Raw genomic sequence first — 12287 nt, forward strand, 5'->3', positions numbered from 1 at the left:
CTATTATGAGCCTAGACCAAGATTTGATGCAACGCGCAGATTCTAAATGTGAACTCTGCGGAAGTAAAGAAAACCTAGAAATATACCCTGTTCCTCCGGAAGAAAAAGTAACTGCAGATACCGCAGTGCTTACTTGTGAAACTTGTTTTGAACAATTACAAGATTCCGATAAAATAGAGCCTAACCATTGGCGATGCCTTAACGACAGTATGTGGAATACCACACCTGCCGTACAAGTGGTAGCTTGGCGTATGCTCACCCGATTAAAAAATGAAGGCTGGCCGCAAGATTTGCTGGACATGATGTATATGGAAGACGACACTTTAACTTGGGCAAAATCTGCCGGAGTACAAGAAGAGGAAGCTCCCAAAGGATTGGTGCATAGAGATAGCAACGGAGTCGTGATTGAAGCTGGCGATACCGTGGTTTTGATTAAAGATTTACCGGTAAAAGGTTCTAGCATGGTAGCCAAAAGAGGAACGGCTGTAAGAAGAGTTTCTTTGGTTCACGACAATGAAGAACACTTGGAAGGAAAAGTGGACGGACAACAAATTGTGATTCTTACCAAATTTGTGAAAAAGATGTAATACCAATTTGACAATGAGATGTCGCATTCCAACTCGTTCATTTTTCGTTCTATTTTCTTGTTCACATTTTCCGTAGCTAAGGCTATGCAAATCGATCACAGCGGCATAGAACAAAAGATTAACTTCGTTCTCTGTACGCCATTCCATAATTAAACTGGTATAAGCAAAATTTTTGCTCCTATTATAAATTTAAAAATCCGTCTCCAAGCTAAATATTAGCATAGAGACGGATTTTTTTCTTAATCACTTATGTTATTTCACAAGTGCTTATAAGAAATCTTTGATGTCGTTGCTTAAGTCCAGCACTTCTAATTGAGGAAGTTTGTTTTCTAAAATACTACTTCCTGCGGCACTTCTATAGCCTGCTGCACAATGCACCACAATCGGCTTGTCAGTAGGGAGTTCTTGAGCTCTTTCTCTTAGTTCGTGTAATGGAATGTTGATAGAACTTTTAAAAGGTTTATTTTCTTCTACTTCGGGCTGATTTCGGATATCTACGATGGTATAATCCTCTTCATTCCCTTTTAATTTATCTCCAGAAATTTTTGCTGAAGTTTTTAATAAACGATGCTCAATCGTAAGAATTCCTTTCAGTTGCTTTTCGTAGCCTATTTTTGCAATTCTTTCCAAATTTTTATCAAAGTTAGCCACAGAATCTACCACTATGTAAAAAGGTTCTCCCGGTCTTACAATGGCTCCCAACCAAGTTTCTAATTTTTGTGCATCTCTAATCGCTTCAATATTAATGCTGTTGGGTAAATGACCTGCTTTAAAATCGTCTATCGCTCTGGTATCTACAACGGTAATGTTGTGATCTACTTGAGACCGATTGATGAATCGGGGTACTTCTCCTAAACTTTTCTCTATAGTGTTTGCTCCTGCTTTATTGGTGTCCACATCAAAACCAAAGTAATGCGGAATCATAGGTTGGTCTTTTAAAATTTCTTTTATAAACTCCGCTTCCGTTTGCTCTTTAAATGCCCAATTGCTTAAGCGTTCTTGCCCTAAAGTAGACGAAGAAGCATCACTCATATTTTTCCCGCAAAGAGAACCCGCTCCGTGCGCAGGATAAATCACGGTTTCGTCTGGTAAATCATTAAATTTATGATTTAGCGTATGGTACATGGCTTTTGCTAACTCTTCACGTTTTGCCTGCATATTACCCGCTTTTTCTCTTAAGTCTGGTCTTCCTACATTTCCTATAAAAATGGTATCGCCTGTAAAAAGCACTTTTTCTTCTGCTTCTTCGGCCAAAATACAAATACTATCTGGGGAATGTCCAGGAGAATTTATAGCAGATAATTTAATGCTTCCTATAGAAAAATGATCTCCGTCGTCAAATGTCTTGTGAGGATATTCTGCGCCCAACAATTTACTTACATAAATGGTCGCACCAGTTTCTCTATGAATTTGCAAATGGCTGCTCACAAAATCGGCGTGCGGATGTGTTTCTATCACTGCTACAATCTTGGCGTCTTGCTCTTCCGCGTAAGCGTAATATTGCTGCGGATTTCTAGAAGGATCTATAAGTGTCATTTTACCGTTAGAAACTATGGCGTAAGAATAATGTGCTAATGCTTTATCGTTAAACTGTTTAAGTGTCATTTTTTTTAATTTTTGTTATGTTTCTTCTGAAAGGGATGCATGGTTTGATTGACAAAACCGTCTGGAAAATTTTCATCTCCTTCAAAACCTAATTCTATATCTTTTCCGTTTTTCGGAATGTAAGCGGTTCTAAATAAATAATCCCAAATGCTAAGAGACAGCCCAAAATTCATTCCTTTCTTTAAATGGTCTGGTAATTCTTTTGAATGATGCCAAATGTGCATTTTAGGATTGTTGATAATATAGCCAAAATAACCGTAACTCCAACCCAAATTGGCGTGATTAAGGTGCCCTATAAAAACGGCAAACATATGAACCACAAAAAATTGCTGAATCCCAAAACCAATCATCGCCAAAGGAATATATTGAACCGATTTATAAAAAATGGTTTCCATAAAATGAAATCTAAACTGCGCGGCAAAGGCCATTTCTTTTACACTGTGATGCACTTTGTGAAATTCCCACAACCAAGGACGGCGGTGTAATTGGCGGTGTACATTCCATTGTATAAAATCGGCAATCACAAACATAATGAGCAACTGCGCCCATTCTGGAAAGTCTTGCACCTCTATAGCCACTAGATTAGTAATCCCAAATAAAGATAAAAAATCATTAAACAACTCTACGCCCACATTAGAAATGGCATTATATCCCACTAAGGAAAAGAGAAAGAAATTAAAGAGAATGTAAAAAGTGTCTAACCAAAAATCTTTTCTTAAAATAGGCTGGTTTCTTCGCCACGGAATCACAATTTCTAATATCCAAACTAAAAGAGATAATCCTATGAGCCAATAAAAGTAATTGTAAAGAGAGGGATGGGCAATTTCTTCTACCAAATAATTGAAATAACCTGTAAAAGAATCTTGTATAATTTTGAGGTATTTATCCAAATCTAGCGCATTTTATTTTTTCCTTTGTCAAGCTTACTAAGGTATTCCTTACTTTCTAAAAGCACTTTAAAGCTTTTGTATCTTTTAATGATTAATTTTAGATTCCCAAATATCGGAGTTTTCTTATTAGATTTAATGAAAGTTATCATAAAATGAACACCTATATCATCTTATTACGAGGCATTAATGTTGGAGGAAAGCACAAGGTTTCCATGAAAGAAGTAAAGACTCTTTTAGAACAAAGTACTTATAAGAATGTAATTACATTACTTAACTCTGGGAATGTCATTTTCAATGCAAAAGAACAAGGTATTTCTGTCTTAGAAAACAACTTGAGCGAGCTTTTAGAGCATCATTTCTCTTTTCCGATTCCTGTAATTGCATTAAGCGCGAGAAGTCTTCAGCAAATGATAGAAGAAAATACTTTTCAAAAGGAAGAGATTCATAAAGACATACGTCTGTATGTTTCTTTTACAAAAGAAGAGATTCAAAATAAAACTGAACTTCAACTTTTAGAAGATGAATCTTTTAAAATCATAAAATCTACTTCTAATCAAATTTTTAGTATGGTAGATCTCTCTAAAGGGAAAACTACGAAAGCTATGGAAAAATTAGGCAAACTCTATAAAAAGAAAATAACCACTCGAAATTGGAATACCCTAGAGCGGATTTATAAGAAACTGGAAACCCTGTAGTTTGAAAATAAACTCCATTCCTCACCCTTTAGCATAATCCTAGCTAAATATAAATTTTGCTCTTTCTTTTCGTTCTCTGCTTTTTATATTTATCCGCATGACGCCAAAAATACAGGATAAAAACAGATAGCGTTCTCTTCATCTTTTTAATTATAATGGATAGATTATTACCGATTAAGGCAATAATTAACTATAACAACTCTAAACTAATAGAAATAATTAACTATAATTGCAAAAATTTAACCTACACTTATGAAACACCTTCTTCTCTTACTTAGCATTTTTACTTGCTTTTCTTTTTATGGACAAGAATTAAGACCCATTCCTCAAAAAATAGAAGACTTCAAGCAAAACAACGGAGAGTTTACCTCATTCGAACTCTTTTCTAAAGTTGAAAACAGTACAGAAATAGAAAAACTAAGCAGGCTAGCTTCAGACGCTACGGTCTTAGAGCTAAACAATTCTCAACTGCAATCGCTAATCACCGAGAAACCCAAAGCAATTGAAGTTTCTTTTTATTACCAAGAAGAAAAAATTACGTTACACTTATTAAGAACCAATAATTTTACGGAAAGTTTTAAAGCTTTTGATGAAAAGGGAAACAAAATCGATTACGACTTAGGTGCCTATTACCAGGGTATTGTTGCCCATGAACCTAATTCTTTAGTAGGTTTTAGTTTTTTTAATGATGATGTTATGGGAGTTACTTCTTCCTTAAGTTTAAGAAATGTTGTTTTGGGAAAAATTAAAGGTTCTAATCATTTTATTACCTATGCAGATCATAACTTAACAAAGGAAAACCCGTTTATGTGTGGTGTAGATACATTGAAAGAGAATAATGAATCTGGAAAAATTACACAAAGTAGCACCACTGCCAACACTAATATGACTAACAATTGCGTAAGAGTTTATTATGAGATTGCTTACGCTCCTTATGTAAACAATAATAGTGACACTACTGCAACTATAAATTGGTTAACTGCTATTCATAACAATATTGCTACCTTATATTCTAATGACAACATTCAAACTGCTTTAAGCGAGGTAATGGTTTGGACCAGCGAAGATCCTTATGAATTTGGGTTTTCTGGTAATTTATCTTATTTCGCTAATTCAAGAACTGGGTTTAATGGAGATCTAGCCCATTTGGTTAATTATCCATCTACAACCTCTGTAGCTTATTTAAACTCTCTTTGTTCAGAAAATAGGTTTGCCTATTCTGGTATTGACCAATATTACGCAGACGTGCCTACCTATTCTTGGACGATTATGGCAATGACACATGAAATGGGACATGCTTTAGGTTCTCCACACACCCATGCTTGTGCCTGGAATGGAAACAATACCGCGATAGATGGTTGCGGACCTCAATCTGGAAACGGTGAGGGTTGTGATGCGGCTTTACCTAGTGATGGCGGTACCATTATGAGTTATTGTCATTTAGTATCTGGTGTGGGGATTAATTTCCTTAACGGATTTGGAACACAACCATCAACATTAATACAAAACACTATTGATTCTAAATCTTGTCTTGGGACAGATTGTACCACTTCTGAATGTTCAGCAACTGTATATGATGCAACCTTTACCGATGTTACTCAAAACTCTGCTACGGTGAATATTGTTGATAACTACTCTACCGAATGGGAATACAAAATATATCCTGTAAATTCATTCAGCAACAACTGGATCTCTACTACGAGTCAATCTGTTGACTTATCACAATTAGATCCTAACTCCTATTACGTGATTGAAATTAAAAACATTTGTAATAATCCTGGGAGTTTAAACATTAGTACCAAAAGAATGTTTTTAACAGACGGGGATTACTGTAACGGTGATGTATTTACTGATACTGGTGGCACCAGCGGATTTTATGGCGATCAAGAATATTTTGTGAAGACTTTTTATCCAGGAGATGGAGAAACATTAACGATGACCTTTAATGAATTTGATTTAGAGTTAGATTATGACTTTATGACCATTTATAATGGAGAAAGTGTAAATGATCCTATCTTTCCAAATGCTGATTTGATGTCTGGAAGCACCAATCCAGGTCCGTTTACCTCAACGCATCCGTCGGGTGCCATTACAGTGAAATTTATTTCTGATCCTGCTGTTAATCTTGCTGGATGGAATGCTTCTTTCTCTTGCGAAGATCTTTCTACTTCTTCACAAGAAGTTAATTCATTTAGTATATACCCTAATCCAACTTCTTCTGTGGTTCATGTTTCTGCCAAAGAATTAATTAAAGATATTAAGGTATATGATACTTCTGGTAGATTAATACAATCATTAAATAATCTAGAAACGGAAAGCGCAAGCCTAGATCTAGGCACACTTTCTAACGGAGTTTATTTTATACAAGTTACTTCTAAAAATGGGAAAGAAACCAAACAGATTATAAAGAAGTAAACTGTTTTTAACCCATATAAAAAGCCTTTCAGTTAAATCTGAAAGGCTTTTTTGTTTACTAGATAGAACTAAGGTTAAATTACTTCAGCATCAATCACATTATCATTTAAATCTTCTGCACTAATTCCGTTGAAAATATAGGCATAAACCCACATAAGTGTAAAGGAAGGAACAATATCTGTATAAGGCAATATTTCTTCGACAAATACAAGAATTGAGGCAATTTTACCTTTCTTTCCTGGATACATTTCAGACATCTGTTTAGCAGCATATGGCGCCCACAAAATATCTAAAAAAGGTCCTACTACAGGAATGACCATAGATAACATCCCTACGCCATCAAAAAGTAATCCCTTAAAAAGTTGTTGGTATTTATGAGTTAAATTCATGTGTTTTTTATCTATATATATAACAAAAAAAGTGCCGAAATTATCTATTCATCTAATAAATAGGCAAAAGATTCTCTCAATTTTTTAAGTTTAGGATTAATAATAATCTGGCAATAAGGTTGTTGCGTGTAATTATTATAGAAGTTTTGATGCTGAAATTCAGCTTCGTAAAAATTGGTGTAGGAGGTAACTTCAGTGACAATCTTATCTTCAAAAACCTTCTTGTTTAACTCTTCAATTACCCGATTGGCAGTTTCTTCCTGTTCCTCATCTTGGTAGAAAATAGCGCTTCTATATTGAGTGCCAATATCATTTCCCTGTCTATTTAAAGTTGTAGGATTGTGCGTCGCAAAAAAGATATGTAGTATTTCTTCATACGAAACTTGCTTGGGATCGTAGGTAAATTGTAATGCTTCGGCGTGTCCCGTTCTTCCTTCCACCACTTCTCGGTAAGGAGGGTTTTTAATTTTTCCGCCAGAGAAACCAGATTTTACACCAGAGATTCCTTTTACCCGTTGAAAAACAGCTTCGGTACACCAAAAACAACCATTGGCTAGAGTGACTTGTTTCATTTCCATTTTTTGCTTAAAATTAAAAGAAGTTTTTCAGCATTAAAACAGCTAGGCTTAAATTAACGTTGATTTGTGATTTATATCACCTAGCATCACATTTTGAAAAGAAAAACCTATTTTAGCCTAGAAAATCTTGCTCAAAAAAGATATCCATGATTGAAGTTAAAAATTTACATAAATACTACGAAGACCTTCACGTTCTTTACGATGTCAATCTCGTGATAGAAAAAGGTGAAATTGTTTCTATAGTGGGCGCTTCTGGAGCTGGAAAAACCACTCTTTTACAAATTCTGGGCACCTTAGATACCCCCAGTAAAAAGCAGGATTCTTTGGTAAAGCTCAACCAGACTGAAGTGAGCAAACTCTCTAAGAAAGACTTGGCTAAATTCAGAAATCAACATATCGGATTTATTTTTCAGTTTCATCAATTGTTACCCGAATTTACGGCTTTAGAAAATATTTGTATTCCGGCTTTTATTCATAAAACTCCCAAAGATCAAGCTGAAAAAAGAGCTTTAGAGCTTTTAGAATTTCTAGGACTTGAAGATCGCAAAGATCACAAACCCGGCCAATTAAGTGGTGGAGAGCAACAACGAGTAGCGGTTGCCAGAGCTTTAATCAATAATCCTGAAATTATCCTTGCCGATGAACCTTCAGGAAATTTAGACTCTGAATCTGCTGAAAATCTTCATCAGCTTTTTTTTAAACTAAGAGAAGAATTCGGTCAAACCTTTGTCATTGTCACCCACAACCTAGAATTAGCTAATATGGCAGACCGTAAACTGGTTATGGTCGACGGTAGTATAACTCCGCCCGTATAATGCTGTTCATTGTTGTTTCTTGGCTCTATATTTTTCTAGCTTCTACGCTAGTAGGGCTTTTTATTCAGCAACAATTAAAACTTTCTTTTCAAGCTTTAGTTATTCAGTTTCTTCTGGAATACGGGAGATGGTCCTTTGCCTAGCGTAAACAAAGACCAGATTAAATATTTTAAAGAAAAAATCCATTATATTCCGCAGCGAAGAGGAAAAACTTTAAAAGAAGGCTTTTACAGCAAAAAAATACCCGCGGAATGAATAAAAGAGAACTAAAAGAGTTTTTAGACCATAAGGTTGTTGAATACGAAAATCCCGAGTTTATAGCGACTGATCCTATTCAGATTCCGCATTTATTTACTCGAAAAGAAGATATCGAAATCGCAGGCTTTCTTACTGCCACCATCGCTTGGGGAAATAGAAAAAGCATTCTTAAAAATGCGCATCGACTCATGGAAATGATGGATCATTCGCCCTATGACTTTATCAAAAATCATCAAGAAACAGATTTGGACTCGCTTACGGGCTTTGTTCATCGTACTTTTAATGCAAATGATTTATTCTATTTTATAAAAGCACTTCAAAACATCTATCAAAATCACCAAGGCCTTGAAGGCATTTTTACCGAATTTAGCTCGCCTACTTCTACCCAAGTGGGAATTCACGAACTCAAAAAGATATTCTTTGAGTTAGAGCATCAAAAAAGAACCGAGAAACACGTTAGCGATCCTTTAAAAAAATCCGCTGCAAAGCGTATCAATATGTTTTTAAGGTGGATGGTACGTTCTTCAAAAAATGAAGTAGATTTCGGACTCTGGAAACATATTTCTCCGTCCGCCTTATCTTGCCCGCTAGACGTTCATAGCGGCAACGTGGCTAGAAAATTAGGCCTCTTAAAAAGAAAGCAAAATGATGCTAAAGCTTTAGCAGAATTAGACATGCAACTTAGAAAATTAGACCCTCAAGATCCTGTAAAATATGATTTTGCTCTCTTTGGATTAGGAGTTTTTGAAAAATTCTAAATATAACCGCATAACTATACTTACTTTTTTATCTTTACTTAAAATTAACTACCTCCAAAAGCTTTGTCTTTATGCTTACTCAACAAACTTCTCGCCGAGAATTAAAACGTTTAAAAGCTTTAGAAGAATATCGCATTTTAGATACGCCAAATGAAGCAGAGTATGATGAAATTGCGCAGTTAGCAGCTAAAATTTCTGGTATGCCTGTTGCTCTCATTTCGTTTATAGACAAAAATAGGCAATGGTTTAAATCTAAAGTGGGCTTTGATGTGTGTGAAACCGAAAGAAATATTTCTTTTTGTACCCACGCGATTGAAGCTGAAGGTGATATCTTAGAGGTTAAAAACGCTCTAGAAGATGTGCGTTTTAAAAATAATCCGCTTGTAACTACCCCAGAATCACCTGTTATTTACTATTGCGGTTTTAAGCTTACCGATAGTAAAGGGATGACTTTAGGGACACTTTGTATTATAGGTCATCAACCAGGATCTATGAACGAAAGTCAAAAAGCTTCTTTAAAGACCTTATCCAATCAAGTGGTAAAACTCTTAGAATTAAGACGTAATTTTGTCTTGTTAAAAGAAGCAGAGAAATCTCTTAAAGAGAAGAATAAGTTACTTAAAGATTTTGCAGGAACCGTTTCTCACGATATAAAAATGCCCTTGGCCAATATGGTTTTAACAGTAGATATTTTAAAGAAAAAGTACCTACCCGTTTTAGATGATGAAGGCCTAGAATATTTAAACTACTTAAAGCAATCTAGCTTTAAACTAAGCGAATACATTACCGGTATTTTAAATTTGTATGAGAGTGAAGTCAGTACTCTAGAAAACTCTAAAGATTCTTTTGATCTAAAGAAATTATTAGAAGAAATCATTGACTTGTTTAATATTAAGCAAGAATGTGAGATTCTGTTACCAAATAACAATATAGAGCTTCAGTGTAATCGAACTGCTTTAGAGCAAATTTTATTGAATCTTATAGGGAACAGTTTAAAATATAATGATAAGGAAAATATCATTATCAAAATTAAGTGCAAAGAGAAAGACGGGTATTATTTATTCTCCGTTCACGACAATGGGGTAGGCATTCCTAAAGATAAGCAAAAAGATATTTTTAAGTTATTTTCTACCGCAGGAATACAAGATCGCCATGGAAATAAAGGAAACGGAATTGGTCTTTCTACCGTAAAAAAATTAGTTAAAAAATTAGGCGGAAAAGTTAAAATAAAGTCTGAAGTAGGAGAATTCACGAAAGTTTCATTTACCATTAAAAAGTAATTAATATCATATGCTATTTAAAAACCCTGCCGTTTTATATGCTTTATGTGTATTGATTATTCCCTTTTTTGTACACCTTTTTCAATTACGAAGGTTTAAGAAAGAATACTTCACCAATGTCGCATTTCTTAAAAAGATACAGCAGCAGTCTAGAAAAAGCTCTAAAGTAAAGAAGTGGCTAGTGCTGCTTTCCAGATTATTGGCATTTGCCGCTATTATTATGGCTTTTGCTCAGCCTTATTTCCCCGCGGAAGACACGAGTATCAAAGATGAAGATTTAGTGGTTTATCTAGACAACTCGTTTAGTATGCAGCAAGAAGGAGCTAATGGCACGCTTTTAAACGAAGCGGTGCAAAGTTTCATCACTTCTATTCCTGCCCAAAAAGAATTTACTCTTTTTACCAGCAATAAAGTCTACCAAAATACCAAGCTTGATAAAATTAAAAATCAGTTGTTAGAGACGGGTTTTACCGCAAAGAACCCTAGCTTAAAATCTACTTACCTAAAAGCTCAGAACCTTTTTACTACTGAAAATAACAAGCGTAAAAGCTTTTTAGCACTATCCGATTTTCAAGCTAATACGGTAGATTCTAATGACTTTTTTGAGAAAGAAATTCATAACATCTTAATTCCGCTTCAAGCGAAAGAGCAACAAAATGTGAGTATTGATTCGGCATATATTGCCAATAAAATCAATCAAGATTACCAAATGCATATTCGGGTTTCAAGCAACAAAAAATCTGAAGATATTTTTCCCATTGCTTTATACAATCAAGATCAACTTTTGGCCAAAAGCAGCATTAGCTTTACAGATAGTTTGGTAAGAAAAGTGGTTTTTAATCTTAATGAAAAAGAAATTCTTTACGGAAGAATAAGCTTAGAAGACCAATCTTTAGATTATGATAATCGCTTATTTTTTGGTATTGACTCCTATCAAAAAATAAAAGTAGCAGCCATTTCTGCGGAAGAGGATCGGTTCTTAAAGAAAATTTTTACCAACAAAGAAACTTTTGATTTTCATAGTTTTAAAGAAAATGAAGCCGATTATTCTGTCCTAGAAAACGCCGATTTTATAATCGTGAATGAGCTCTCACAACTCCCCACAAGTCTACAAACCTTGCTTCAGCAAAAACTGAAGCAAGAGAAAAACGTACTAATTATTCCCGGGAGTGATATAGATATTTCCAATTACAATGCGTTTTTAGGGATACTAAACCGCGCTAAAATCATCGAAAAGAATAGTCAGGAATTAAAACTTACTCAAATCAGATTTTCACATCCTTTACTCAAAAATGTCTTCCGTAAGCAAATTTCCAATTTTGATTATCCTACGGTTTATGAAAGTTATAAGATCAACGATTATGGCTCTCCTGTGCTAATCACCAATGACAATGCAGGTTTTTTAACCGAAAAGAATCATCTTTATCTATTTAAATCGGCTTTAAATCAAGAGGCGACTAACTTTAAAAGCTCTCCGCTAATTGTTCCCGTCTTGTATAATATGGCTTGGCAAAGTGTTTCTATCCCTCAACTCTATTATGAGGTTGGAGAAGTGAATGCGATTGATATTCCTACGCCTTTACATGATGATGAAGTCTTGCATTTAACTCAAGGAGACGCAGATTTTATTCCGTTGCAACGGAAATTAAACAAGCAAGTAAAAATTACCACAGCTCCAGATCTTCCTCTTTTGGCGGGAAATTTTGAAGTAAGGAAACAAGATGAATTCATTACCAGCTTAGGTTTTAATTACAACCGGAAGGAAAGCGACTTAAAGGTTTATCCTCTTGAGCAATTGCAACACGTAGAAATTAAAAACAGTATTACCCAATATTTTTCTAGCTTAAGAAACCAGAGCGAAGTTGATGAACTTTGGAAATGGTTTGTTATTTTTGCACTTGTATTTTTAGCCATAGAAATGTTGCTGCTCAAGTTCCTGAAATAAAGAACCTAACAGCAACGCTTCAAAATACAACTTGGGATATGATTGTTAATTTTCGAGGGAAATCCTCGCAGT

11 protein-coding genes are annotated in these 12287 nt (G+C 34.9%); 7 read left to right on the forward strand and 4 right to left on the reverse strand.

What is annotated here, in order from left to right; genetic code table 11:
- Positions 1-5 precede the first annotated feature (5 nt).
- Complete coding sequence (locus tag RBU60_RS05860) at positions 6-587, forward strand: PhnA domain-containing protein (protein ID WP_308863783.1); 582 nt, start codon at positions 6-8, stop codon at positions 585-587.
- Between the two features lie 267 nt (positions 588-854).
- Here the strand turns inward: RBU60_RS05860 and RBU60_RS05865 are convergent, their stop codons facing one another.
- Positions 855-2192, reverse strand: a complete 1338-nt coding sequence (locus RBU60_RS05865; RefSeq protein ID WP_308863785.1) for an MBL fold metallo-hydrolase — start codon at positions 2190-2192, stop codon at positions 855-857.
- 5 nt (positions 2193-2197) lie between these two features.
- Positions 2198-3082, reverse strand: a complete 885-nt coding sequence (locus RBU60_RS05870; protein ID WP_308863786.1) for a sterol desaturase family protein — start codon at positions 3080-3082, stop codon at positions 2198-2200.
- A gap of 152 nt (positions 3083-3234) precedes the next feature.
- Here RBU60_RS05870 and RBU60_RS05875 point away from each other — a divergent pair, with 152 nt between their 5' ends.
- A complete protein-coding gene (locus tag RBU60_RS05875) occupies positions 3235-3777 on the forward strand; it encodes a DUF1697 domain-containing protein (RefSeq protein ID WP_308863788.1) in 543 nt (180 codons plus the stop codon).
- Between the two features lie 252 nt (positions 3778-4029).
- Complete coding sequence (locus RBU60_RS05880; protein ID WP_308863789.1) at positions 4030-6192, forward strand: T9SS type A sorting domain-containing protein; 2163 nt, start codon at positions 4030-4032, stop codon at positions 6190-6192.
- A gap of 74 nt (positions 6193-6266) precedes the next feature.
- Here RBU60_RS05880 and RBU60_RS05885 read toward each other — a convergent pair whose 3' ends face one another.
- Together RBU60_RS05885 and msrA are read right to left on the reverse strand one after the other, a co-directional pair.
- The gene (locus RBU60_RS05885; RefSeq protein ID WP_308863790.1) at positions 6267-6581 is read right to left on the reverse strand and encodes a hypothetical protein; all 315 of its coding nucleotides are present in this window, start codon (positions 6579-6581) and stop codon (positions 6267-6269) included.
- Between the two features lie 44 nt (positions 6582-6625).
- Positions 6626-7153, reverse strand: coding sequence for a peptide-methionine (S)-S-oxide reductase MsrA (gene msrA, locus RBU60_RS05890; protein WP_308863791.1), 528 nt, complete (start codon positions 7151-7153; stop codon positions 6626-6628).
- 152 nt (positions 7154-7305) lie between these two features.
- Between msrA and RBU60_RS05895 the strand changes: the two genes are divergently transcribed.
- The 4 genes from RBU60_RS05895 (at position 7306) to RBU60_RS05910 (ending at position 12215) form a co-directional block, all read left to right on the forward strand.
- A complete protein-coding gene (locus RBU60_RS05895) occupies positions 7306-7974 on the forward strand; it encodes an ABC transporter ATP-binding protein (protein ID WP_308863793.1) in 669 nt (222 codons plus the stop codon).
- A 251-nt stretch (positions 7975-8225) separates the two neighbouring features.
- Positions 8226-8990, forward strand: coding sequence for a TIGR02757 family protein (locus tag RBU60_RS05900; RefSeq protein ID WP_308863794.1), 765 nt, complete (start codon positions 8226-8228; stop codon positions 8988-8990).
- A 71-nt stretch (positions 8991-9061) separates the two neighbouring features.
- A complete protein-coding gene (locus tag RBU60_RS05905; RefSeq protein ID WP_308863795.1) occupies positions 9062-10270 on the forward strand; it encodes a sensor histidine kinase in 1209 nt (402 codons plus the stop codon).
- A 10-nt stretch (positions 10271-10280) separates the two neighbouring features.
- Positions 10281-12215, forward strand: coding sequence for a BatA domain-containing protein (locus tag RBU60_RS05910; protein ID WP_308863796.1), 1935 nt, complete (start codon positions 10281-10283; stop codon positions 12213-12215).
- Positions 12216-12287 lie beyond the last annotated feature (72 nt).

The sequence above is a fragment of the Mesonia profundi genome (assembly GCF_031085155.1).
Classification (GTDB): domain Bacteria; phylum Bacteroidota; class Bacteroidia; order Flavobacteriales; family Flavobacteriaceae; genus Mesonia; species Mesonia profundi.

Excerpts from the sequence above, each read along its gene's own strand:
- RBU60_RS05860 (WP_308863783.1), top strand. The coding sequence starts at position 6 with ATGAGCCTAGACCAAGATTTGATGCAACGCGCAGATTCTAAATGTGAA.
- RBU60_RS05865 (WP_308863785.1), bottom strand. The coding sequence starts at position 2,192 with ATGACACTTAAACAGTTTAACGATAAAGCATTAGCACATTATTCTTAC.
- RBU60_RS05875 (WP_308863788.1), top strand. The coding sequence starts at position 3,235 with ATGAACACCTATATCATCTTATTACGAGGCATTAATGTTGGAGGAAAG.
- RBU60_RS05880 (WP_308863789.1), top strand. The coding sequence starts at position 4,030 with ATGAAACACCTTCTTCTCTTACTTAGCATTTTTACTTGCTTTTCTTTT.
- RBU60_RS05885 (WP_308863790.1), bottom strand. The coding sequence starts at position 6,581 with ATGAATTTAACTCATAAATACCAACAACTTTTTAAGGGATTACTTTTT.
- msrA (WP_308863791.1), bottom strand. The coding sequence starts at position 7,153 with ATGAAACAAGTCACTCTAGCCAATGGTTGTTTTTGGTGTACCGAAGCT.
- RBU60_RS05895 (WP_308863793.1), top strand. The coding sequence starts at position 7,306 with ATGATTGAAGTTAAAAATTTACATAAATACTACGAAGACCTTCACGTT.
- RBU60_RS05900 (WP_308863794.1), top strand. The coding sequence starts at position 8,226 with ATGAATAAAAGAGAACTAAAAGAGTTTTTAGACCATAAGGTTGTTGAA.
- RBU60_RS05905 (WP_308863795.1), top strand. The coding sequence starts at position 9,062 with ATGCTTACTCAACAAACTTCTCGCCGAGAATTAAAACGTTTAAAAGCT.
- RBU60_RS05910 (WP_308863796.1), top strand. The coding sequence starts at position 10,281 with ATGCTATTTAAAAACCCTGCCGTTTTATATGCTTTATGTGTATTGATT.